This is a genomic window from Staphylococcus sp. T93, from assembly GCF_016743875.1.
Classification (GTDB): Bacteria; Bacillota; Bacilli; order Staphylococcales; family Staphylococcaceae; genus Staphylococcus; species Staphylococcus aureus.
Window position 1 is genome coordinate 1,019,833 of the sequence record NZ_CP068247.1, and the last position, 23,705, is coordinate 1,043,537.

27 protein-coding genes, 1 pseudogene and 1 riboswitch are annotated in these 23,705 nt (G+C 30.9%); all 28 genes and pseudogenes read right to left on the reverse strand.

What is annotated here, in order from left to right:
• Positions 1-11: 11 nt before the first annotated feature.
• Positions 12-1,103: a glycine cleavage system aminomethyltransferase GcvT gene (gene gcvT, locus JG553_RS04875; protein ID WP_000093349.1), complete on the reverse strand. Its 1,092-nt coding sequence runs from the start codon at positions 1,101-1,103 to the stop codon at positions 12-14.
• A gap of 74 nt (positions 1,104-1,177) precedes the next feature.
• A riboswitch (glycine riboswitch) is annotated at positions 1,178-1,275 on the reverse strand.
• Positions 1,262-1,786, reverse strand: coding sequence for a shikimate kinase (locus JG553_RS04880; RefSeq protein WP_001015117.1), 525 nt, complete (start codon positions 1,784-1,786; stop codon positions 1,262-1,264). (Overlaps the previous riboswitch by 14 nt.)
• Positions 1,776-1,922: a hypothetical protein gene (locus JG553_RS04885; protein ID WP_001789879.1), complete on the reverse strand. Its 147-nt coding sequence runs from the start codon at positions 1,920-1,922 to the stop codon at positions 1,776-1,778. The genes JG553_RS04880 and JG553_RS04885 overlap by 11 nt, the downstream gene beginning before the upstream one ends.
• A 96-nt stretch (positions 1,923-2,018) precedes the next feature.
• Positions 2,019-2,516, reverse strand: a complete 498-nt coding sequence (locus JG553_RS04890; protein ID WP_001789864.1) for a competence type IV pilus minor pilin ComGF — start codon at positions 2,514-2,516, stop codon at positions 2,019-2,021.
• Positions 2,434-2,733 (reverse strand): hypothetical protein, encoded by a 300-nt coding sequence (locus JG553_RS04895; protein WP_000844413.1) that lies wholly within the window; start codon positions 2,731-2,733, stop codon positions 2,434-2,436. Before JG553_RS04895 ends, JG553_RS04890 begins: the two co-directional genes overlap by 83 nt.
• Positions 2,720-3,166, reverse strand: coding sequence for a competence type IV pilus minor pilin ComGD (comGD, locus tag JG553_RS04900; protein WP_001790850.1), 447 nt, complete (start codon positions 3,164-3,166; stop codon positions 2,720-2,722). Before comGD ends, JG553_RS04895 begins: the two co-directional genes overlap by 14 nt.
• Complete coding sequence (comGC, locus tag JG553_RS04905) at positions 3,144-3,455, reverse strand: competence type IV pilus major pilin ComGC (RefSeq protein ID WP_000472256.1); 312 nt, start codon at positions 3,453-3,455, stop codon at positions 3,144-3,146. The genes comGD and comGC overlap by 23 nt, the downstream gene beginning before the upstream one ends.
• Positions 3,456-3,468: 13 nt before the next feature.
• Positions 3,469-4,539: pseudogene (gene comGB, locus JG553_RS04910) on the reverse strand (competence type IV pilus assembly protein ComGB).
• Positions 4,511-5,485, reverse strand: a complete 975-nt coding sequence (gene comGA, locus JG553_RS04915; RefSeq protein WP_000697228.1) for a competence type IV pilus ATPase ComGA — start codon at positions 5,483-5,485, stop codon at positions 4,511-4,513. The pseudogene comGB and the gene comGA overlap by 29 nt, the downstream one beginning before the upstream one ends.
• Positions 5,486-5,536: 51 nt before the next feature.
• Positions 5,537-6,160 carry an MBL fold metallo-hydrolase gene (locus JG553_RS04920; RefSeq protein ID WP_001223008.1) on the reverse strand — a complete coding sequence of 208 codons (624 nt, stop codon included), beginning with the start codon at positions 6,158-6,160 and terminating at the stop codon, positions 5,537-5,539.
• Complete coding sequence (locus JG553_RS04925) at positions 6,157-6,486, reverse strand: MTH1187 family thiamine-binding protein (protein WP_001018871.1); 330 nt, start codon at positions 6,484-6,486, stop codon at positions 6,157-6,159. Before JG553_RS04925 ends, JG553_RS04920 begins: the two co-directional genes overlap by 4 nt.
• A complete protein-coding gene (locus JG553_RS04930; RefSeq protein ID WP_000161314.1) occupies positions 6,486-7,472 on the reverse strand; it encodes an ROK family glucokinase in 987 nt (328 codons plus the stop codon). The genes JG553_RS04925 and JG553_RS04930 overlap by 1 nt, the downstream gene beginning before the upstream one ends.
• On the reverse strand, positions 7,469-7,672 hold the full coding sequence (locus JG553_RS04935; RefSeq protein WP_000087561.1) for a YqgQ family protein: 204 nt from the start codon (positions 7,670-7,672) through the stop codon (positions 7,469-7,471). The genes JG553_RS04930 and JG553_RS04935 overlap by 4 nt, the downstream gene beginning before the upstream one ends.
• Entirely contained in the window at positions 7,653-9,116 is a 1,464-nt protein-coding gene (locus JG553_RS04940) for a rhomboid family protein (RefSeq protein ID WP_001017863.1), read from the reverse strand. The genes JG553_RS04935 and JG553_RS04940 overlap by 20 nt, the downstream gene beginning before the upstream one ends.
• 11 nt (positions 9,117-9,127) lie before the next feature.
• Positions 9,128-9,667: a 5-formyltetrahydrofolate cyclo-ligase gene (locus JG553_RS04945; RefSeq protein WP_000164545.1), complete on the reverse strand. Its 540-nt coding sequence runs from the start codon at positions 9,665-9,667 to the stop codon at positions 9,128-9,130.
• A gap of 208 nt (positions 9,668-9,875) precedes the next feature.
• Entirely contained in the window at positions 9,876-10,025 is a 150-nt protein-coding gene (gene rpmG, locus JG553_RS04950; protein WP_001265709.1) for a 50S ribosomal protein L33, read from the reverse strand.
• Positions 10,026-10,137: 112 nt separating this feature from the next.
• Positions 10,138-12,213 (reverse strand): peptidoglycan D,D-transpeptidase FtsI family protein, encoded by a 2,076-nt coding sequence (locus JG553_RS04955; protein ID WP_000919772.1) that lies wholly within the window; start codon positions 12,211-12,213, stop codon positions 10,138-10,140.
• A 120-nt stretch (positions 12,214-12,333) separates the two neighbouring features.
• A complete protein-coding gene (locus JG553_RS04960) occupies positions 12,334-12,933 on the reverse strand; it encodes a superoxide dismutase (RefSeq protein ID WP_000863556.1) in 600 nt (199 codons plus the stop codon).
• Between the two features lie 275 nt (positions 12,934-13,208).
• Positions 13,209-13,619 (reverse strand): Fur family transcriptional regulator, encoded by a 411-nt coding sequence (locus JG553_RS04965; RefSeq protein WP_001095260.1) that lies wholly within the window; start codon positions 13,617-13,619, stop codon positions 13,209-13,211.
• On the reverse strand, positions 13,606-14,469 hold the full coding sequence (locus JG553_RS04970) for a metal ABC transporter permease (protein WP_000564316.1): 864 nt from the start codon (positions 14,467-14,469) through the stop codon (positions 13,606-13,608). Before JG553_RS04970 ends, JG553_RS04965 begins: the two co-directional genes overlap by 14 nt.
• 41 nt (positions 14,470-14,510) lie before the next feature.
• Positions 14,511-15,296, reverse strand: a complete 786-nt coding sequence (locus JG553_RS04975; RefSeq protein ID WP_001213908.1) for a metal ABC transporter ATP-binding protein — start codon at positions 15,294-15,296, stop codon at positions 14,511-14,513.
• A 125-nt stretch (positions 15,297-15,421) separates the two neighbouring features.
• Positions 15,422-16,312 carry a deoxyribonuclease IV gene (locus JG553_RS04980; protein WP_000924214.1) on the reverse strand — a complete coding sequence of 297 codons (891 nt, stop codon included), beginning with the start codon at positions 16,310-16,312 and terminating at the stop codon, positions 15,422-15,424.
• Positions 16,313-16,321: 9 nt separating this feature from the next.
• Positions 16,322-17,668 (reverse strand): DEAD/DEAH box helicase, encoded by a 1,347-nt coding sequence (locus tag JG553_RS04985; RefSeq protein ID WP_001062180.1) that lies wholly within the window; start codon positions 17,666-17,668, stop codon positions 16,322-16,324.
• A 113-nt stretch (positions 17,669-17,781) separates the two neighbouring features.
• On the reverse strand, positions 17,782-18,882 hold the full coding sequence (locus JG553_RS04990) for a Nif3-like dinuclear metal center hexameric protein (protein ID WP_000683931.1): 1,101 nt from the start codon (positions 18,880-18,882) through the stop codon (positions 17,782-17,784).
• Between the two features lie 2 nt (positions 18,883-18,884).
• Positions 18,885-19,562, reverse strand: a complete 678-nt coding sequence (locus JG553_RS04995; RefSeq protein WP_000624584.1) for a TrmK family tRNA methyltransferase — start codon at positions 19,560-19,562, stop codon at positions 18,885-18,887.
• 130 nt (positions 19,563-19,692) lie between these two features.
• On the reverse strand, positions 19,693-20,799 hold the full coding sequence (rpoD, locus tag JG553_RS05000) for an RNA polymerase sigma factor RpoD (protein WP_001283055.1): 1,107 nt from the start codon (positions 20,797-20,799) through the stop codon (positions 19,693-19,695).
• Between the two features lie 223 nt (positions 20,800-21,022).
• On the reverse strand, positions 21,023-22,822 hold the full coding sequence (gene dnaG / locus JG553_RS05005; protein WP_001217261.1) for a DNA primase: 1,800 nt from the start codon (positions 22,820-22,822) through the stop codon (positions 21,023-21,025).
• 60 nt (positions 22,823-22,882) lie between these two features.
• A complete protein-coding gene (locus tag JG553_RS05010; protein WP_000411299.1) occupies positions 22,883-23,701 on the reverse strand; it encodes a pyruvate, water dikinase regulatory protein in 819 nt (272 codons plus the stop codon).
• Positions 23,702-23,705: the final 4 nt, after the last annotated feature.

Below are 23,705 nucleotides of genomic sequence, written 5' to 3' on the forward strand. Positions count from 1 at the left end.
CCCCTTTTTAATTATTTATCAATTTGATTTTTCTTAACAATTTTCGCTTTTAATTGACGCTTACGAACTTGAACAAGCAACTCTCTACCCATTTCAAACTCATCTCTTTTTATCATTGCAAGTGCAATTGATTTTCCTGATGATGGAGACTGTGTTCCTGAAGTTACTTCTCCAATAATATTTCCATCTAAATCCATAACTTCATAACCAGTTCTTGCAATTCCTTTTTCAAGTAATTCTAATCCCACTGTTCTTCTTGGTGCACCATTTTCTTTTTGATCTTTTAATACAGATTTACCAATAAAATCAGCATCAATTAATGGTTTACTTGCAAAAGCGATACCACCTTCATATGGTGTAATTGATTCAGTTAAATCTTGTCCATGTAATGGCAATCCAGCCTCTAATCTTAATGTATCACGAGCGCCTAACCCACATGGCATAACATTATACTCTAATAAACCATCCCAAATTTTTTCAGTATCATCGATATTACAATAAATTTCAAACCCATCTTCACCTGTGTAACCTGACTGAGATAAAATGACGTTTGCTCCAAATAATTTGACACCCTGTTTAAATTCAAACATTTTCATTTCAGTTACATCTTCATCAACTAATTGATTAATTAAATCTCTAGCTTTTGGTCCTTGTATTGCTAATTGACCATATTGGTTTGATACATTTTGTACTTCAACATCAAATTTCTCTTTGTGTTTTAAAATCCAATTAAAATCTTTTTCAGTATTAGCAGCATTAACAACTAATAAATAATTGTCGTCAGCTAATTTATATATTACTAAATCATCAATAATACCGCCTTCTTCATTACATAAAGCAGTATATAATGCTTTTGAAGTAGTTAAATTATCAGTATCATTTGATAATAAATATTGCACAAACTGACTAGCATCTTTACCTGTTACTTCAATTTCACCCATATGACTAACATCAAACAGGCCAATTTCGTATCGAACAGCATTATGCTCCTCTTTAATACTTGAAAATTGAACAGGCATCGCCCATCCTCCGAATTCCACAATTTTTGCACCTCTATCAACATAATTTTGATATAAAGGTGTTTGTTTTAAATCACTTGACATTGAAATACCCCCTTAAAATTATAAAAACAGGATAGCAATCGCTACCCTGTTTATAAATCACCAATTCAGGAACGCGTTACAGTATTATCCTTTTGCCTGAGAGTTTCGTAATAAATTACTTGCACCTTCGGCGATAGAGTCTTAACGCTCTATTCTCTCTAATACTGATCACTCGCTTTTATTAAATTTAGCAATTCATAATATATTTCTGAAATTGATAGCAAATGACTATCAAATTTCTTGAATGCGATTTCATTATATCTTAAATTCCGCGAGCAATACAAGTCATTTAACTGCTTGATTGTCTTATTATTTGCATTAGGTCGATGTGGGTCATCATTGATTCGACTATATATAATATCAATATTACAATCTAACCAAATAATGTTTTTTTGATTTTTCAAAAAATTAAATGCCTCTTCACTCTCAATAATACCACCACCAGTAGCAATTATATCTGCAGTGTTAATACATTCTTGCAAACATGTGAACTCTAAATTCCTGAAATATTGTTCACCATGTTTACAAAATATTTCTGGTATTGTTAACTTATACTTCTCTTCGATATATGAATCTATATCAATAAATGATAAATTTTGCTCATCTGCAACGTATTTACCAATCGTAGATTTACCGGTACCCATGAAACCAATTAAAATTATTGGTGATTTATCATGATTCATGCGTTTTCCCTTCTTTCAATAACAAAACAATCTTATAGTTATAGTCAGTTTCAATATTATATAATGTCTTTAATTTTAAACTATATTGACTGATATAAAAAGTGAAAATGGAAAAATAAATTGCTGTTAGCATCAATAAGAACGGCGTAACATATCCTTTTTCTTTATATAAATCAAAATTAATAAATTATTTCACATCCTTTTTAATAGTACTCATTTAAATACTAGTAAGTTATACATAAATAGTTTTAGTCTGCACATTTGTACCGACTTTAACTGTTATCGTTATTTTAATAATGGATTTATAGTAGATATTTGCAGTAAATGCTGTAACATTATTAATCATTGTTATATTTCCTCTGTCATTTACAACTTTAATAATTTTATTATTAATTAATTTGTATTCGATCATTTCTTCACCTTTATGTAAAATGATACGGTGTTGCCTAATTTCAATATCGTTTCTATCTACTCCTTTAAAATCATCTAGAATATCTCTTGAGAAAAATTCGAAATCTACAGTTGTTAAATCCCTACTTTCAATTAGAAAAGTTTTACTAAGTCTAATTAAGTCTGGAACAATTAGTAAAGTTATACTTATAACCATCATCGCTACTAACATTTCAATGAGCGAAAAAGCTTTGACATTAATACTGTATACATGTCTTTTGATAAGAAGTGGTATTTTTTGAAATAGCACAAATTTGTTGGTCACTTTGCTTAATATCATACTTCCCTATAGTTACCCCCTTCTTAAGTTCTTCTTTATTAATTTTAGATACAGTCGTCAAAATTACTTTAGAAGCATCAATTGTTTGTAGTTTATGGTTTATACTCGCTTGCATTTGATTCATCATTGGTATCAATAGTAATGTAATCAATCCAATTAGCAAAAATCCAGCCATACTATCTATTAAGAATGAACCTTTACACTTATAGCTTTTCATAACGAATTCTTCCTTTTTCAATATGGAATATTATTCTATAAATTGAATTGTTATTGTAAATTGTTATGCTACCAAATTTATTGATATTCCCTTTTTTATCAAAGGCAATAATATCAACTTTTGCAACATTAATTATTTTGCCTACTTTTAATTTTAGAAATCGTATTTTATTATTCTCTATTACTTTAATAGTGTCACTGTTTTCATAAAATCTAACATTGATATATCCTTGATTTGCTATAGCTTGCGACTTAATATAATTCAATTCAGTAATAAAAGAAATGATATTTGCCTCATCATCTATTACTCTAAGATTGCTTAATCCTTTAGATGTCATTGTCAAAAGTAGAAATATACTGATTAACATCATTACCACAAGCATCTCAATCATAGTAAATGCTGACTGCTTTCTAATTTGCAACTGCTTCTCCATTACTAATTGTGATTGTCTCTCCTGATTTACATGTCTTTTGTGCTTCTTTTATAAAACCATCTGCAATTAAGTCTTCAATAGACGATGGATTTCTATTATGTTTCAATGCATACGCTTCAATTTGACTATTAACCATTTTTACCTGTGCATTACAACCTGTTGATTGTATGTGAGCAGTTTGTTTAGCAATATTTGGAATGATTAAAATTAATAATAAACTGATGATTAATAACACTAATAGCATCTCTATCAATGTAAACGCTTGAGTTTTCTTAAGAAATTTAAACATATATTAACCTCCATTATTTTATACTTTGCATCATTTGAAACATTGGTAACATAATTACTAAATAAATTGCGACAATAAATAAACCTAAAATCAAAAATAAAATAGGCTGTAAAAACTGAGTCTGTTTTATCGCTTTATCTTCTATTTGTTTTACTAATATTTGCGAATATAACTTTAGTTCTACTTCTAGCTTCCCTCTCTTTTCACCTTGTAGCACAAACTTAATTAATTGAGGCTTAAAGCATTTTAGTTTTTCTAAAATTTGAGGCAAACCATATCCCATTTCTGAATAAGTTAATAAGTATTTACCTAGAAACTGTCTAAATGGATCACTACTATGGTTAATATAAACGTCTACTATTGATTGAAGTGTAATACCATTTTTATAAAACAACACTAATTCATTAGTTACAAAATAAGTTTTAAATAATTGGAAATAGCCTGATATTAGCGGTAGTTTCATCACAAAGTTTATCTTATTGAGCATATTTAAATTGTTATAAATTAATTTCATAATAATAGCCAACATAGATACTATTATGAGCATTACTACAATTATAGTAGGTAAGCTGGTAATGAAAAAAGACAATGTTTTTTGAAAAGAAGATAGTTGAATATTCATAGAAGTATATAATTGTTGAAACTGTGGAATTACTGTGAGGTTTAATATAATAATCATAGCAATAAAGATAGAAACTAGTATTAAGGGGTATTGCAGTGTCTTTAACAATCGTTGTTCTGACTTTCTATTCACTTTCATATAATTTACGGTTTCTTCTAGAACGTCTATAATATTGCCAAATCTTTCTGCCAAATATACTTGCATGACGATAGTATCGCTATAACCTATCAGTGATAATATTTGATTGCATGGTGCACCATTTGAAATTTCACTTAGAATGGTGGTACCTAATTGCTTATTTTTATATGTCATTTGAAGATTTAAAAATTAAAAACTTTGATACAGAGTGAAACCATATTTCAACAAATTACATAAATTTGAAAGTAAGTCGATTTGTTGGGCCTTACTTAATTGTCGCTTCTTAGAATGTAGTTTAAATGTATTTATGCATTGTAGTTTCACAAATGACACCTGCTTTTGTCATATCATCAAGTTTATCTTCTAAGTTCTTAAATGATGATGGTAATGAATGATTATGGGAAAAGAAATATCGGAGTTGTTGCTGAGATAGAATTTCACATACTAATTGTCGCTGTTGCTTAATAGTAGTTACAAGTCGTTGGTTTATAATTAAGTTAGTTGCCTGTATCAATTCTTGTACAGAAATGCCCATTTCTAATAGCCTTAAAATAGCACCTTTACAATCAGTTGCATGCAATGTAGTCAGAACAAGGTGACCACTTAAACTAGCCTGTATAACACACTTGGCAACATCTTTATCTCTGATTTCACCTATTAAAATAACATCAGGATCACATCTTAAAATAGCTTTAAACGAATTTACATAGTTTATGCCAGCTTTATCATTCACATTAATTTGGACGATACCAGGAATTTGCATCTCTACAGGATCCTCTATAGAAATTACATTTAAATTCAAGGCTTTATTCGCGTATGAGACCATTTGATACATTAATGTACTCTTTCCTGAACCAGTTGGTCCACTAAACAATAGTAATCCTTGTTTCTTATTCATGAGGTGTTTAAAATCATTGAATTTATAAGTTGATTTCTGTGGTTGAAAAAATTGAGGTACAATTCTGATAACACAACTTTCTTGGCCAAGTGACAATGGTAAAGTTGATATTCTCAAAAAATATATTTTATTGAAAAGGTAACTATATCGACCGCTCTGTGCGACTTGCTGTGTAGAAACATCAAGCCCAGCTTGAAACTTCATATAAACTAATAACTTTTGATAAATGCTATTCCCAATTTGTTCATACTGCTCCAAGTTATCATTAATTCTAAATTTAATACTTACTTCATTTTTAACTGGAATAAAATGTACATCACTCGCTTTCATTTCTATCGCTTTATTAATTATTTCTTGAAATAGAATCTTCAAAAAAACACCTCCTACATATAATCACGTAGGAGGTGTTTTTATTACTTCAATTTAACCGTGTAAAAATGGATTTAATTGTTCATCATCAACCGTCGTATATGGACCATGTCCAGGGAATAAAGGTAAATCGCCTTCTAATTCAAATATTTTATCTTGAATAGAATCAACTAGCGTTTCATAATCACCTTTATATAAATCTGTACGTCCGATTCCATTATTAAATAATGTATCTCCAACAACTGCGAATTCATCGAACACATATGTTAAACTTCCTGGTGAATGTCCAGGTGTGTGTAACACATTAAACTTAAATCCTTCTATTTCTGTGCTACCTTCGTTTAACTTTTCAGGAGTTACCTTACTTGTAATAATTGGTAATCCATATTGCTTAAATTTATCTGCCCCATTTTTAACGGGATCTTTTAGAAAATCAAACTCTGCTTCATGCATATAAACCGGGACATCGAATCGATCAACTATATCATCGACTGCTCCGATATGATCAAAGTGTGCATGTGTTAATAAAATAGCTTTTAACGGTTTATTTATTTGGTTTAATTTTTTAATAATTTTTTCACTTTCACCTGAAGGGTCAATCAGAATAACAGCTTTGTCATTTTCGATGAAATACGTATTAGTATCAACTAAGCCTAAAGTTAAGCTTGAAATCCTCATAGGTTTTCACCACTATTTTCTAAATGTTTTTGTACTGATGTTAGTTTATCATTCATTTTTCTAGATTTGTCTCGTCGGTCATCAATACGGATATTTGTACAAACTCTACTTAAACCTTTATCAAAAGGTAATTCATGTATCACTTGCACAACTTCTAATACATCGCTTAATTCACCTTCAATTAGAGTATTCATTGGTGTTAATTGAAAATCAATTTTACCCATTGCTTTATATTCTTGAAGTTTTTTCTGAATATCTGCAATATATTTACTAACACTCGGACCTTCCGTTCCAACTGGAATAACAACCACATCAACAATAGCCATTATTTTACCCCCTCTTTATCTAATACATAGGTCTTGATTAATCCTGCTGCTCCTGTAATACCTGCATCATTACCTAATTTCGCTTGTACAATTTCAGTTTCAAATTGAGCAGGTGCAAATGTTAAATTATGATATTCTGTTTTAATATTTTCAATTAAAATAGGTCCTGCAGTAGACATTCCTCCACCTAGAACGATATATTTCGGATTACTTGTAACACTAATAATACTACATAAATATCCAATATAGTTTGCAACCTTTTCAGTAATGAAAATACAGAATTGGTCACCAGCTTTTGCCGCATCAAAAACAGCTTTTGCTGTAACCTTATTTTCTTTAATCAATTCTAATATAGAAGATCTAAACGTCAACTTCGGATAGTAGAAGTTAACTAAGTTAACAACGCCTGTCGCTGAAGCAACTGTTTCAATACATCCAGAACGACCACAATTACATTTAAATCGTTGATCGAAGTCTGCTCTAAAATGACCTATTTCTGCGCCAGAGCCATTATGACCATGTACGATTTCACCATTTGAAATAATTCCTCCACCTAGACCTGTACCAAGTGTGATGGCAACAACATCATCGGCACCTTCACCAGCACCTTTGTGTTTCTCCCCTAAAGCAGCTATGTTAGCATCATTATCTACATACACTGGACAATCAACGAATTGTTCAAAAATCTCACGTACATTAACTTTTTCTGGCCAATATAAGTTTACTGCTCCATTTACTGTACCTTTTTCAAAGTCAACAGGACCTGGTACACCAATACCTACGCCAAGTACATTTGAAAAATTATAATTATTTTCATTTACTTTTTCAACAAACGAATCATAAATTCCTTTCAAAAGTGTATATCCTGTACTATCAGATGTATCAGTGTGAATAGACCATTTATGTAATTGTTCTAATTCAGGTGTGAAAATACCTAATTTACAAGTCGTCCCGCCTACATCAGCTGCTAAAATAATTTTTGTCATTTCTGTTCATTCCTTCTCTGATTAATTATCAACGTACATTTCAAATATTCTTCCTTAGATAACAGTTCATATTGATACAATGATGAAATCTCCTGTTGAATCATTTCGTACATATCTTCTGGATTTTTAAAATATATTAGAAATCCGTAACTTTTCAATAACTGTTGTACATCATAAAAGTTATTTATTTTTCGACTCATTTGATTTAGTCAACTCTTTTTCTAAGTTAATATAATCTGTATTTTTAGGGTCTGCATTTAATGCTTTACGCACATATTTTAATGCTTTTTCATCATCATTTAATGAACGATTTGCTATCGCTAACTCAAAATTTAATAAACCTGATTTAGGAAACATTCTAAGTCCTCGCTCCCATTCTGTCATACCTTCGGACTTAGAATTGATAGTAGCCATAATCATACCACTTAAATAATATGTTTGATCATCGGCATAATTTTTATTTATTGTCTGCTTCGCAATATTTTGAGCATTATCATAATTACCACTAGTCATATCATCTTTGATCAATTTATTATAAATATTATCTTCTTTAATTGTAAAAATTCTAATTTGAAGTGCAATAAATATAACAAGCATACCAATTAGTAAAATCCAAAAAATATTACGATTCACTTTATAGTAATAGCCAATTAAAGTTATTAATAAACCACCAATGAATCCTCCAATATGCGCCACAATATTTATATTTGACATAAACAGAGAAACACCAACTAATATCACTAATGCAATTAATAACTGTCCTAACATTTTTTTGTTAAATGTTTTTGAAACATACATCATCGCAAAAATTGATCCAATCAGACCAAATATAGCACCACTAGCCCCAACTGAAATTGTAGTCGTATTAAATGATAGTGATACAAAGTTTCCAAACAACCCTGCAATAAAGTATACAGTTAACATCCGCCATGAACCAATAATTGCTTCGACTATTTTACCAAAAATAAATAATGAAAGCATATTCATAAGTATATGTTCAAAACTAAAATGTAAAAACATCGATGTAACAATTCGATACCATTCACCATGTACGACATTAAAATGCACTAACCCGCCAACATCTAATAATTTTACATCCGAAAAATTATTTAAATATAAAATCATACATAACCATATTAAGACATTTACAAATATTATTGTGTATGTTGCCGGTGAAAATTTCTGCATATATTTATCTAAAAAGTTATCGGTTAATACTTTGCGTTTATAGAACATATATGTCTTTTTATCATTATCTTCTGAAATAAGTCTAGCCAAAAATATATTCGGCATATGCTTTATCAAATCTTTTGTGTGTCTTATAACATTGAATTTAATTCTAATTGGCGAAACTTCATTTAATTGTTCTTCTGAAAATTCCGATTCTGTAAAATAATAAAATTCAAAACTTTGTGGTTCGAAAGAAATAAAATTTGCTATTTCATCTTTGTGTTCAAGCACTTTCGCTTTGTCAAAACGTATTTCTTGGGTAGACTTGATATGTTGTTTAAAAATGACTACTTGTTTTTTTCTTTTATGGGCTAACCAAATTTCTTGGTCATCTTTTTCCCTACTGACAATATCAAAATTCAAGTACCTAATCCAATAATATATTGTTTTCCAAAATTGTTTGTCTATGTTCATTTAGTCCTCCACTATGCTGCTTGATATATAATCAATTTATCGACTGGTTGATCGAATGATTCCGGTTCAAATGATGTTATTTGAAAATCGTATAATAAGCTTATTGTCTTTGTCTGATAATTAGCTAAAAACCTGTCGTAATAGCCACCACCATACCCAATTCTATATCCATCGTCTTGAAATCCAACACCAGGAACAACAATTAAATCTAGGTTATTCGTTGTTTCACCTTTTGAAGTTGGATAGTAAATCCCCTTATTATCGACATCAATATCTTTGAGATTAAATATCTCTTTAAAAGTCATTTGATGATTTAAATAATCCATTTTCGGTACAAAAATACGTTTATGATCCATTAAGGCTTGTTCAATAATAGAAAAAGTATCTACTTCATGATTAAAAGAAAGAACTAGCGCAATTGCGTTTGCTTCTTTGTATTCTTCAGTTGCAAAAAATTGATTTCTTAACCATGTGTCTGCTTTTCGCTTTTCAGCTTTATTAAAATTCTTCATTTTATGTAAAATGTATTTTCTAATCTCATTTTTAGTCACATTATCACCCACTTTATTCAATTCTATTATATCGTTAATAACAATACATGTCATTATGTTGTCATGATGAATTATGCGACAATTCTAAAATTTATTATTTCAATTGAAAATCTTTTATCATTTCATACGTGTGCATAATTAAAAAGGTGAAACCTCTTATTTTGAGATTTCACCTTTTTTATTGTTAATTTAAATTTAATTTTAATGATTATTTTGTTTCACGGTGTAAAGTTTGTTTGTTTTCACGTGAACAGAATTTCTTCATTTCAACACGTTCTGGATTATTTCTTTTGTTCTTAGTTGTAATGTAGTTTCTGTCACCACATTCCGTACAAGCTAAAGTTACGTTTACGCGCATGGTTATTCCTCCTTATCATTTCTAAATACGACTTTATTATTATACCAACATCTATAATATTTGCAAAGTTAAAATTTTACAACCATGCGCTACACAATCGTCAGGTTAAATTTTATTTGTCTTTGTCTTTATTTTTATCATCTTTACCTAACTGCTTAAAGTAGTAGTTAATTACATCTCTACCTAAGTCTCCACCTGTTAACCATGGTGGTGGTACAGGCTGATTTGTATATACAATTGAAAACGCTAATTTTGGATCATCAATTGGCGCGTATCCTATATAAGTAGAGTTAACTCTTGGCTCTCCGTTTTGGAACACTTCTGCGGTACCCGTTTTACCAGCAGTAGGTACTACTGTATCTTTAAAACTAACATATCCAGTACCATCTTTATCATTAAATGCCATTTTGAATCCTTCTTGAATTTGTTTGATTTCCTTTTCAGTATTATTAACCTTGTTCAAGACAGTGCCATTAATTTTCTTCTTGAGTGGACCAACCTCATCTTTATTAGTTGATTCATGAATCGTTAATCCAATGTGTGGCTGTATTCTATAACCATCATTCGCTATAGTTGAAACATATTGTGATAATTGTAATGGTGTATAGGTATCATATTGACCAATTGATAAATCTAGATAATTACCTGGATTATTTGTTAATGGTTCGATTTGACCTCTTGTTTCATTTGGTAAATCTATCCCTGTTTTCACACCTAAGCCTACTTGATTTAATCCTCTTCTTAGCTTTTGGGCAGGTGAACTTATGTCTGAAGGTAAAGCCATACCAGAATAATAAGGGTCTCCCGCTAATTTTAATGCTGTTTTAAACATATATACGTTTGATGAATGCATCAAAGCTTGCTTATCATTAATAGTTACATGCCCGTTTTTATTGAAGTATGATCGTTTTGTCAAACCACCTTGGAAATGTAATGGTTCATCGACCATTGTTTCTCCAACTTTGATAGCTTTATTCTGATAACCGGCTAATAATGTTCCACCTTTTACAGAAGATCCAACCGCAAATTGAGAAGTAAACGTACCAATGTCATAATCAGTCATTTTACCACTCTTATTAATCTGCTTTCCGGCAAGCGCAAGAATGTCTCCATTTTTAGGATTTTGTACAACCATCATTGCATTATCCATATCTTTGGCACCTTGACTGCGAAGCTTCTTAATTTGTTTATCTAATAATGCTTCTACTTCTTTTTGAAGATCTATATCGATCGTTAATTTCAAATCTTGACCGCGAGCGCCAGGATTTAACACTTCTGAAGATGTAACTTTACCAGATTTGTCCGTTGTGTATTTCATTTCTTTCTTCTTACCACGCAATACATCTTCATATTGATATTCTAGGTAAGATTTTCCAACACGATCATTGCGTGAATATCCTTTGGATAAGTAATGTTCTGTCAATTCTTTTGGAATACCTTCAGCAGGTGTCGATACATCTCCGAATATACCTCTTAAAGTATCGCCATATGGATATTTTCTATCCCAATCCATAGACGTGTTAACACCTGGTAATTTGGAAAGTTGCTGAGAAACTGCTGCATACTCTTTTTCACTGACATCTTCATTTTTTATCATTTGTGGATCTAAAACTGTTCCTGCATTCATCTCTCGAAAAATAGCTAAAACTTGTAAATCTTTAGAAGACAATTCATCTAATTGTGATTTTCCGATTTTCGATAACAGTTGTTTATCATATTGATCTTGTTTAATACTTCCATCTGCTAACATAGCTTGTTCTTTTGTCATCATTGCTTTTGCTTTTTTAGGATGCAACTGAATCCAGAAATCTTTCTTATCACGTTCTGTAATTTTCTTAGTATCCATCTTGATTAGCTTTGATAACTTTTCAGCCGTATCCAACATTTCCGATTGTGTTGTTTTTCGACCCCTAGTATATGTAATAGCCATTTTAGAAGCATTATCAACTAAAACTTTCCCATTTCTGTCTAAAATACGACCTCTTGGCACAGACTCATTCACTGTAATGTTTTCATCATTTTTTATAATTTGTTTATAATGTGAGCCTTGTGCGATTTGTAAATAACCTAAACGTAGTACTAGTACTGCAAAAATAAATACAATCACACCAAATATAAAGTTAATTCTCTTGTTAATTGTATTTTGAACGATTTCATCATTTGATTTTTCTTTTAGTCTTTTTAACAAAACTACCTACCTCTATTCAAAGTCTTTCACTTTAAATCATATATGAATTTAGAAATTATTTCTATCTTTTTGACAAAAAAATAACGGTCTCATTTAAGAGACCGAACAAGTAATCATACTTTATTTTGTTGCATTATATAATTCGTCAACTTTTTCCCAGTTAACTACATTCCAAAATGCGCCAATGTAGTCAGGGCGTTTGTTTTGATATTTTAGGTAATAAGCGTGTTCCCATACGTCTAAACCTAAAATAGGTGTTTTACCCTCAGTTAATGGATTATCTTGGTTTGGTGTAGTCACAATTTCTAACTGGCCATTGTTTACGACTAACCAAGCCCAACCTGAACCAAAGCGTGCAGCTGCTTTGTCAGCAAATTCTTTTTTAAATTCTTCTAAAGAACCCCATTGTTCTTTAATTTTTTCTACTACAGTACCTTTTTCTTCTGAGTTTGGTGAAAGTAACTCCCAGAATAATGAATGGTTTAAATGTCCACCGCCATTATTACGTACAGCAGTTTGGATGTTAGCTGGTACACTGTCTAAATTAGCAACAATTTCTTCAATAGATTTAGATTCTAAATCTGTACCTTCTACTGCAGCATTTAATTTCGTAACATACGTGTTATGATGTCTGTCATGGTGAATTTCCATAGTTTCTTTGTCAAAATGTGGTTCTAATGCATCAAATGCGTATGGTAATTTTGGTAATTCAAAAGCCATAAATAATCATCCTCCTAAAATGTCTGTAAGTAAATAATAACAAGCAGTGACTGGTTCAACAAAGAATTTGCTTAAATTCTACTACTTATTATTTTCTCTACTCATTTAATATAACTCAAATCAAAAATAATTAAACATTTTGTATATAAAAAGTTAACAGATTTGCCATAAAATCATACGAACGGAGTATGAAATGAACCTTTATCTTCTATAATTTAAAAAATGAGATTTATGCATACATCGGACCAAATGTGCATAAATCTCATTTCTTTATATTAATCTTGGCAAGACTCACATACACCATAAACTTCAAGTTTGTGTTTGTGAATATTAACACCAGGTAGTGATAATTTTATCTGATCTATTGGACAATAATCTATTACCTTTGTATCTCCACACTTTTCACAGATAAAATGATGATGATGATGGTTTGTACAAGCGATTCTAAACTTCATTTCACCATCAAGTTCTGTATTTTCAATAATTCCTAAATCTTTAAATAAGTGCAGGTTTCTATATATTGTGTCGAATGAAATTCCAGGATAATTTTCATCCATAACTTGTTGTATATACTTTGCGTTTATATACTTATCTTCTTCGACAAAAATATCTAACATATCTTTACGTTTATCTGTATATTTTAAACCGTTCTCTTTTAAAATTTTAATAGCATCATTTGTATTCATTGATATTAGCTCCCTTTTTAAACTTCATTCGCATTTTCTGATAAGCCATTGTAATCATAAGTAAAATAACAAGTAGAACTACAATTACACCACCCGGAGAAATGTCCATATAGAAAGCTAGGACTAAGCCTAATATTACTGATAATTCACCTAAAAATACACTTAGTAATATCAATTGCTTAAAACTTTTTGTTATTCGCATACTTATTGCAATTGGTAACGTGATTAACGCACTTACTAACAGTATCCCTACAACACGCATTGAGGCAGAAATAACCATCGCTACAATAACAATAAATAAAAATTGAATCCATTTAGGAATGCCAATGACTTTACTATATTCCTCATCAAATGACAATATAAATAATTCTTTATAAAACAATGTAATAAACAGAACAACTATGATGGCAATGACAATAATCGTTGTTAAATCACTTATATTCACTGCGCTTATTGAGCCAAATAGCAATCCAACAATTTCTTGATTGAACCCATCAGCTAATGAAATGAAGATTGCACTCAAGGCGATACCAGCACTCATTATAATTGGAATAGCAATTTCTTGGTAAGCAGTGTATGACGTTCTTAATTTTTCAATTAGAAGCGCACCTACTATTGCGAATAAGATTCCAAACCACATTGGATTAATAAATACTAGTGTTGGCATAATAGTAAGTAAAAACATACCGAAAGATATACCACCTAAAGTTACATGACTTAGAGCATCAGCTATAAGTGATAGTCGTCTAACAACGATAAAAGCACCGATTAGAGGCGCAATAAAACCTATCAAGATACCACTAATTAAAGAGTACCTCATAAAATCAAAATTCAATAATGCATCTATCAATTGTGACACGCCTTTCCATTTTAAATAAACTCAAATCTTTATTAATTACAACATTCTCGATTATGCTGATGATCGACAAAACGTACAGGATGTCCATAAATTTTTGAAATTTCAACTTCATCAAGTGATTTAAACTCATCAGTTGTACCATGGAAATGCAAATGCTTATTTAAACATGCTACTTCAGTAGCAGTATCTGCTACAACACCGATATCATGAGTAACTAAGATAATGGTGATACCTTCTTGTTTTAATTGATCTAAAGTATTATAAAATTCACTTACATGTTTTGCATCAATACCATTCGTTGGTTCATCAAGTACTAATACTGCAGGTTCTGAAATCAATGCTCGAGCAATCATTACACGTTGTTGTTGACCACCTGATAATTCTGCTATATTTTTATGAATTAAATCACTTATATTCAGTCTTTCTAGTACTTTAATCACTTTTTCATTATCTTTGCTATTAAATGTTTGGAAAAGACGTTTTGTCTTTGTTAATCCGCTTAAAACAACTTCTTTAACACTTGCTGGGAAACCTGAATTAAAGGCATTTGCTTTTTGTGATACATAGCTTAATTTAATTGATGTTTTCTTATTTTTAAAATCAATACCTTCAACAAAAATCTCACCACTTTGTAAAGGTAATAACCCTAGAATCAACTTCAATAATGTTGATTTACCAGCACCATTTGGTCCAACAATTGCTAAAAATTCACCTTTATTTATTTTAATGTTTATATTTTCTAACACTTTTTTATGATCATAGTAGTAATTGACATTTTTCAATTCAAAGACTGGTGTCATCGTATTCTCACCTCGCATTCAACTATACAACTCCTAGTAACATATGTAAACAGTAATGTTTACGACTCAAAATTAGACAAAATAAAGAGATATGCCCCCTTCAAGTTTTATTTATCGCATTTCTTGAAGAGAGCATTATCATTTTATTGTTGCATAACCTTATTTTTTAATTCTGGGTCAAATTGCTGTTGTTTTAACATTTCAATTTCAAGTTTATATGGCGGTTTTTTATTTTTCTTATCTTCACCAACATAAGGTGTTTCTAAGATTTTCGGAATATCTTTAAAACTATCATGATGCACAATGTAATTTAATGCATCAAAACCAATGTAACCGAAGCCAATATTTTCATGTCGGTCTTTTTGAGCGCCACGGTCATTTTTAGAATCATTGACATGAACAACTTTGATTCTGTCGACTCCAATGATTTTATCAAATTCATTTAATACGCCATCAAAGTCCTCTTTAACATTATATCCAGCATCATGCGTATGACATGTATCAAAACATACTGATAAACGTTCGTTATTATGAACTCCATCAATAATACGTGCTAACTCTTCAAATGAGCGACCAATCTCTGTACCTTTACCTGCCATCGTTTCAAGCGCAATACGTACATTATTGTCATTCGTTAAAACTTCATTTAATCCTTCAATAATCTTATTAATTCCGGCATCAACACCAGCTCCAACATGCGCACCTGGATGTAATACAATATCTTTAGCCCCTATAGCTTGCGTTCTTTCAATTTCTTGTTGCAAGAAATCTACACCAAGATTAAACGTTTCTGGTTTGGTTGTATTTGCAATATTAATGATGTATGGTGCATGAACAACAATATTAGATAAACCATATTTTTCCATCACTTCATGACCTTTAGTTATATTTAAATCTTCAATACTTTTACGGCGCGTGTTTTGAGGTGCACCAGTATAAATCATAAATGTTGTTTCACCATATTCATGCGCTTCTATAGCAGAACCTTCTAACATCTTTTTACCACTCATTGAAACATGTGATCCTAATAACATAAAACACACCTAACCTTTTTTGTTTTGCTTACGTTTTTGTCTATTTTGCTGCTTACTAAATTGCTTACGCTCTTGACGTTTCATTTTTTCAACTTCTTGTTTAAATTTCTTCTTATAACCTGGTTTAACTTTGTTTTTAATTTTACTTCGAACTTTGTTCTTCACTTGATTAGTTAAATGGTCATCTTTGCGCATTCTTGCTTGACGCTGATTGTGCGCTTTAACTTCTTTTAACTCACCATCTTTAATATCAACAGTATTGAATACAAAACCGCGATCTTCTATTAATGAAATATTGTGTTCTTCATCAGGACTATAAAGCGTAATTGCTACACCTTTATAATTCCCACGACCAGTTCGTCCGACTCTATGCGTAAAGAAGTCAATATCATTTGGCACATCAAAATTGATGACATGACTAACACCTTCAATATCAATACCACGAGATGCTAAATCGCTGGCAATAACGTATTGGAATTCTAAATTACGTATACGTTTCATTTGTTGTTTACGTTCACGTGGCGTTAAGCCACCATGAATCATACCAACTTTAATACCAGCTTCATTTAGTGAACGTGCTAAATCATTTGCATTATCTCTACTATTACAGAAAATAATACATAAGTATGGATTTAGTATATCAATTAAATTTAAAGTCTTTTCAACTTTAGCTGCACCTTTAGTAGGTATTAAATAGAATTCGATGTTCTTTTTATTTTGTTTTTTACTGTCGACAGCTACATATTCTGGATGACTTAAATATTTATTTAAAAATGGTTGTAACTGTTGTGGGATTGTAGCACTAAACACCGCAATATTTGCATTATCTTCCAATCTTGCAGCAATGTAATCTACATCTTCAATTAATCCTAAGTCAATCATAAGATCCGCTTCATCAATAACTAAATATGATGCTAAGTGCACATGTAAATGTCCCGTTTTAGCTAAGTCATTAATTCTAGTAGGGGTGCCTATAATCAATTGTGGTTGTGCATTACAACGTTGTCTATCTTTCTCTATATCTGTACCACCAATAAAAACTTTAACTGAAACACCAGCTTTAAATTGGCTTAAATGGTTCGCTGCATCGTATAGTTGTTGTGCAAGTTCTCTTGTTGGTGCAACTACGATTGCTTGTGGTTCTTTTATTTCACTATCAATTAACTGCATTAATGGTAATAAAAATGCATGAGATTTCCCTGTACCCGTTTGAGATTGACCAATTAAATTTGTTCTCTTTAGTATTCTTGGAATAATTCGATTCTGAATTTCAGTTGGTTTTTCAAAATTAAGGTCTTTCACAGCGTCAATTAAACTAGATTCTAGATTAAATTGTTCGAATGGATGTTTTGCCATGATTTGGCCTCCTTATATGTTCATCTTTACTATTATAAAGTATAAATGTGCTATTTTAAATAAAAATATTAAAACCTCGAAATTTCAAAATTTAGAAATCCCGAGATTTTAGTTTAAATATATTGAAATGGATCTGTATTAATTGTAGATGCTTCAACATCTAAATTTATTTTTTCTGTATTGAACCAATTCATTAGTAACGCTTTTAAACCTTCTTTCATCACATATTCGCTGTAATGATTAATATCAATTAAATTCACACCATGAATTTTAGCATCTAAGGCATCATGATGTTTAATATCACCTGTAACAAAGACATCTGCGCCTTGTTGGACAGCTTGATATTCATATCCAATACCTGAACCACCAATAATTGCAATACGTTTAATTTTCTGATTAGACTCACCAACAAAACGGACACTTGGGATATTTAATTTAGATTTAATATCAGCTGCGAAATCTTCCAATGTCATTTGATTATCCACTTCTGCCATAACGCCAAGTCCATAAAGGGATGTTTGTTTTATCTCAATAAAATCAAATACCGGTGTTTCATATGGATGGTATTGTTTAATTAATTGCTCAGCCCTTGACTTTTGATATGCATCTATCATAAATTCAATTTTAACTTCATCTACATATTCAATTTTATCAATTTGTCCTATTGTTGGATTAGCTTCACCAACTGGTTTGAATTGCCCTCTTCCTTCACTTTCAAAGAAACAATATTCATAATTACCTTCTTGCGCTAATCCATTTTCACTAAGCTTATCTTTAAATGGTCCAACATTATCCTTAGGTATATATGTTTGAACTTTATAGTATACATCTTGTTGATTATTTATTATTGAAATGTTCTTCAAACCCATCGCCTTCGCCAACATCATATTGACACCATACGGATTTACATCTAAATTTGTATGCATCGCTATTAAATTAATGTCATGTTGAATTAGTTTTCTAATGATCAAACCATAACCATTAGCTTTTAATGATGTTACGCCTTTAAAGATTAGAGGATGATGACTAATAATAGTATTATAACCTTTTTCGATTGCTTCATTTACTACTTCCAACGTACAGTCTAATGCTGTTAAAACACCAGTAACTTCAACATCTTCATCACCTATTAACAATCCTACATTATCCCAAGATTCAGCAGTACTAAATGGCACATGATGATCTAACAATGTCATTAAATCAGCTATTTTCATTACTATAACACCCTTTCAATTACAGCAATTTCGTCATTAATTTGAGCTAAACGTTGATGATGTTGTTCAGTATTGAGTTTCGATTTAATATGATAAAGTGCTTCTAACTCTCTTTGCCATTTTTTTATAAAATATTCATTTTTGTTGTTCAGCAATTTTGGTCCGAATTTCAATTCATCAGATGATAGCTCTATTAATTCTGTAGAATATTCTGCTACAACAATTTCATAAATATGGCCTTTTTCTTCCATTATTATTTCATCAATTATTTCATAATTCAATTGTTGTAATGTTTGTCTTAAATTTTCAGTTTGGATATTACTTTGTAAAATCAACCTTGGATGTTGACTTAACTTATCTTGCCCATCTTTTAAAATTTTAGCAATAAGTGGTCCGCCCATACCACAAATTGTGATATTATCGATTACGTCCTCAGGTTGAATAACACTTAAGCCATCCCCTAAACGTACATCAATTCTATCTACTAATTGGTTTGCAGCTACATTTTTCACAGCAGCTTGAAAAGGGCCTTGAATAACTTCTCCAGCAATACCGCATTCGCATAAATGGTTTTGAATTGCATAGATTGGCAAATAAGCATGATCTGAGCCAATATCCGCGATTGTACCTTGTTTTAAAAATCGACTTACCGTCGTTAATCGGTTATTTAACGAAATCATTTTATTCTCCTTTATGAAAAAAGAGGTTGAACATTATTCAATGTACCAACCTCACTCAAGTTAAATCTTAATCTAAAAATAAATAAGCGCTTATTCATGTCTTGGTATCAATCATTAAAATTGATATAAATTAATCCATAAAGTCTTTCAAACGTTTACTACGACTTGGATGTCTTAATTTTCTAAGTGCTTTTGCTTCAATTTGTCGAATACGTTCACGTGTAACACCGAAAACTTTACCAACTTCTTCAAGTGTTCTTGTTCTGCCGTCATCAAGACCAAATCTTAATCGTAATACATTTTCTTCTCTATCAGTTAATGTATCAAGCACATCTTCTAATTGCTCTTTTAATAATTCATAAGCAGCATGATCTGAAGGACTTTGTGCTTCCTGATCCTCAATAAAGTCTCCTAAATGACTATCATCTTCTTCACCAATTGGTGTTTCTAATGAAACAGGTTCTTGCGCAATTTTTAAAATTTCACGAACTTTTTCTGCTGGTAAATCCATTTCTTCACCAATTTCTTCTGGTGCTGGATCTCGACCTAAGTCCTGTAATAATTGACGTTGAACACGAATTAATTTATTAATTGTTTCTACCATATGCACAGGGATACGAATCGTACGTGCTTGGTCAGCAATTGCACGAGTGATTGCTTGTCTAATCCACCATGTTGCATATGTTGAAAACTTAAATCCTTTGTTAAAGTCAAATTTTTCAACAGCTTTAATAAGACCCATATTACCTTCTTGGATTAAATCAAGGAATAACATACCACGACCTACGTATCTTTTAGCAATACTTACAACTAAACGTAAGTTCGCTTCTGCAAGTCTTGATTTTGCTACTTCATCACCTTGTTCAATACGTTTGGCTAATTCGATTTCTTCTTGTGCACTTAATAAGTTAACACGCCCAATTTCTTTAAGGTACATACGAACTGGGTCATTTATTTTAACACCTGGAGGGGCACTAAGATCACTTGGATTCAGTTTCTCGTCAGTATCTGAACTATCTTTTTCATTAACTAGTGAAATATCATTATCATTTAATTGATCAAAGAAATCATCCATTTGATCAGAGTCGATATCAAAATTCTGAAGTTTTTCAGCAATTTCTTCATGACTTAAATGACCCTCTTTTTTACCTTTTTCAATTAATTGCTTCTTAACATCTTCTAATGTTAATGTCGGATCAATTGTTTGTTTTTTAATTTTAACTGTGTTATCAGACATGAAACGGCCTCCCGATTTTAAATATGAACATTCGAAATTTATTCAATATTGCTATTTTAAACTAAATTCTTAATTAATTCATCCATATTTTTAATTTTATTTTACAAATTGGAACTAATCCCAATATTTATTTTTCAATAGTGTTGTTTAAATGCGGTAACTATCATTTACCCTTATACATTTTGACATAATCATTATTCGTATTATTCTTTAAAATCACATGCTACATGCGTTCTTTATTCTTAGCAACAATTTGCTGTAAATAGTATTTTTGTAATTCTACATCGCCAATCCTTGTAGCTTCCCTTAATTTATGATTCAATGACTCAATTGTTTCTTGTCCTTTTTCATTAATAACATTGACATAATCATCAATTTCATTTTCATATGGTTCGTCATTCAAATTATATTGTTCTAAGCTAATTAGTGTTTCTCTCAACTCATTTGAATTAACATACTGCACAGCATCACTGATATTATATTGATCATTTTCCGCATAAAAATCATGTAAGACTTCGAATACATATTTAAAATGCTGATTTGTGAAGTTATCCTTATCAACACTTTCATAATAATTTAAAAATGTATCTTTATCTCTCATTAAATGTTTTAAAAATGCTCGCTCCGCTTTTTCTTGACGGCTCAAATTGTCAAATTGTGCCATACCAATTGGCTCAGGTTCAATGTAACCGCCATACTCATCTTCTGGATAATAATTGGCTGGTGCTTGATTGAATTGTATTTCGTTAGCTAATTGCTCAGGACTAACATTGAAAAATGGTGCAACATCATTTAAAGCCTTTTGTTGCAAAATCGATGATTTCATAAGCGAAATATCATGACTTAGTTCTTTCAAATAACGTTCATATGAAAGGTCATTATGTGCAATTTCATCTTTTAATATACTCACTTTATAATGTGCAAATGACTTTTTGTCATTTTTTACAAAAGCAGTAAATGCATCGTTGCCATACTTACCAATGTATTCATCCGGATCCATGCCTGATGGCAATTGTATAACAAATACATTTAGCCCTTGCTGTAACAAATTTTGACCTGTTTTAAGTGTTGCTTCACTACCCGCAAAATCCCCATCAAACATTAATGTTATATTTGATGTTAACTTTCGTATAAAAGTAATATGTTCATCTGACAACTGTGTACCCATTGTTGCAACAACGTTTTTCAAGCCAGCAGTATCAGATTTTATAACATCCATAAAACCTTCTAGTAATACGATTTCATCTAATTTTCTAATTGATTTACGCGCTTTATCTAAGTTGTATAACAACTTTCTTTTTTGAAAGATAGGTGTTTCAGGACTATTTAAGTATTTTGGTTCTTGACCGGTATATGTTCGACCTGAATATCCAACAATTCTTCCTTGCGCATTTTTCAAAGGAAACATAATACGATTTCGAAATCTATCGTAATAACTGAAATTTTCTTCGTTACGTGATAATAATCCGGCTTCATATGCTAATTCAATATCGTAACCCTTTTTTTGAAGAAAATCATGACAAAAATGTGAGCTATCGGGTGCAAAGCCAATGCCTCGCTCTTTAATAAGCGCATCTGTAAAACCACGTTCTTGTAAGTACGTTAATGCTTGTTCGCCTTCGACTGTCTTTGTTAAAGCGTAATAATAAAATTCTTGTATTAACTCATGCATTTCAATCATTTGTAAATCATCAGAAGCAATTTGAACATTTGAGTTAGATTGTGTTGCCTCAATATCTACAGCAACATTAACTCTATCACCTAATTCTTTAACCGCTTCAACAAATGATATGTCTTTAATTTCTTGAGTAAATTGAAAAACATTGCCACCTTTTTTACAACCAAAACAATGACAAATTTGTTTATCTTCAGAAACTGTAAATGAAGGTGTCTTTTCATCATGAAAAGGACACAAACCTATATAATTGCGTCCTCTCTTTTCTAATTTTACATATTCACTTACCAAGTCTAAAATGTCGGTTTTATCTTTTATTTCATTAATGATCGATTGATCTATTCGCAAATTAAATCACCTATTAAGCATTAGTTATACTATTATACCTAATTTTCGACAAAAATGAAATCATTTCGATTTATTTTGTTCAATATAATGGATTATATCGTTTGCTGTTTCTTCGATTGCTTTTTGAGAAACATCAATGACAGGACATCCAATTTCACTTACGATTTCTTCAAAGTAATTCAATTCTTCTTGAATTCGTGCTTCTGTTGCATATCGAGCTGTGTCACCTAGTCCTAATTGTTTTAGTCGCTCTTTTCTAATGCGATTTAATTTTTCTTCACTTATTTTAAGTGCGATACATTTCTTTGGATTAATATCATATAAGCCATCTGGCGGTGTCACTTCTGGTACAATCGGTACATTCATAACTTTGTAACTCTTATGCGCTAAATACTGAGATAATGGTGTCTTTGAAGTTCTCGAAATACCAAGTAAAACAATATCAGCTTTAGGTAATCCTTTAGGATCTTTACCATCATCATATTTAACTGCAAACTCTATCGCATCAATTTTCTTGAAATATGCATCATCTAATCTATGAACGATACCTGGCTCATTATAAGGTTTTTCTTCAACCGAAGCAGATAATAAATCCATTAATGGCCCCATGATATCGACAGACTTCAATTGGAATTCTGCTACTTTCTCACTCATATATTGCTTCATTTCAGGTTTAATAAGTGTATAAACAATGATAGCATTTGTATCTTTTGCAACTTGAATCACTTCATCAACATCTTCAAAAGATTCAATATATGGATATCTTAATAATTCATTTTTACATTGCTTAGGATTGAATTGTGAAATACCTGCCCTAGCAACTAACTCTGCCGTTTCACCTATAGAATCTGAAGCTACGATAATTTTAATTTTTTCCATTACT

Excerpts from the sequence above, each read along its gene's own strand:
- gcvT (WP_000093349.1), bottom strand. The coding sequence starts at position 1,103 with ATGTCAAGTGATTTAAAACAAACACCTTTATATCAAAATTATGTTGAT.
- JG553_RS04880 (WP_001015117.1), bottom strand. The coding sequence starts at position 1,786 with ATGAATCATGATAAATCACCAATAATTTTAATTGGTTTCATGGGTACC.
- JG553_RS04890 (WP_001789864.1), bottom strand. The coding sequence starts at position 2,516 with ATGATATTAAGCAAAGTGACCAACAAATTTGTGCTATTTCAAAAAATA.
- JG553_RS04895 (WP_000844413.1), bottom strand. The coding sequence starts at position 2,733 with ATGAAAAGCTATAAGTGTAAAGGTTCATTCTTAATAGATAGTATGGCT.
- comGD (WP_001790850.1), bottom strand. The coding sequence starts at position 3,166 with ATGGAGAAGCAGTTGCAAATTAGAAAGCAGTCAGCATTTACTATGATT.
- comGC (WP_000472256.1), bottom strand. The coding sequence starts at position 3,455 with ATGTTTAAATTTCTTAAGAAAACTCAAGCGTTTACATTGATAGAGATG.
- JG553_RS04920 (WP_001223008.1), bottom strand. The coding sequence starts at position 6,160 with ATGAGGATTTCAAGCTTAACTTTAGGCTTAGTTGATACTAATACGTAT.
- JG553_RS04925 (WP_001018871.1), bottom strand. The coding sequence starts at position 6,486 with ATGGCTATTGTTGATGTGGTTGTTATTCCAGTTGGAACGGAAGGTCCG.
- JG553_RS04930 (WP_000161314.1), bottom strand. The coding sequence starts at position 7,472 with ATGACAAAAATTATTTTAGCAGCTGATGTAGGCGGGACGACTTGTAAA.
- JG553_RS04935 (WP_000087561.1), bottom strand. The coding sequence starts at position 7,672 with ATGAGTCGAAAAATAAATAACTTTTATGATGTACAACAGTTATTGAAA.
- JG553_RS04940 (WP_001017863.1), bottom strand. The coding sequence starts at position 9,116 with ATGAACATAGACAAACAATTTTGGAAAACAATATATTATTGGATTAGG.
- rpmG (WP_001265709.1), bottom strand. The coding sequence starts at position 10,025 with ATGCGCGTAAACGTAACTTTAGCTTGTACGGAATGTGGTGACAGAAAC.
- JG553_RS04960 (WP_000863556.1), bottom strand. The coding sequence starts at position 12,933 with ATGGCTTTTGAATTACCAAAATTACCATACGCATTTGATGCATTAGAA.
- JG553_RS04965 (WP_001095260.1), bottom strand. The coding sequence starts at position 13,619 with ATGAATACAAATGATGCTATTAAAATTTTAAAAGAGAACGGTTTAAAA.
- JG553_RS04975 (WP_001213908.1), bottom strand. The coding sequence starts at position 15,296 with ATGCGAGGTGAGAATACGATGACACCAGTCTTTGAATTGAAAAATGTC.
- JG553_RS04980 (WP_000924214.1), bottom strand. The coding sequence starts at position 16,312 with ATGTTATTAGGATCACATGTTTCAATGAGTGGTAAAAAGATGTTAGAA.
- JG553_RS04985 (WP_001062180.1), bottom strand. The coding sequence starts at position 17,668 with ATGGCAAAACATCCATTCGAACAATTTAATCTAGAATCTAGTTTAATT.
- JG553_RS04990 (WP_000683931.1), bottom strand. The coding sequence starts at position 18,882 with ATGAAAATAGCTGATTTAATGACATTGTTAGATCATCATGTGCCATTT.
- JG553_RS04995 (WP_000624584.1), bottom strand. The coding sequence starts at position 19,562 with ATGATTTCGTTAAATAACCGATTAACGACGGTAAGTCGATTTTTAAAA.
- rpoD (WP_001283055.1), bottom strand. The coding sequence starts at position 20,799 with ATGTCTGATAACACAGTTAAAATTAAAAAACAAACAATTGATCCGACA.
- JG553_RS05010 (WP_000411299.1), bottom strand. The coding sequence starts at position 23,701 with ATGGAAAAAATTAAAATTATCGTAGCTTCAGATTCTATAGGTGAAACG.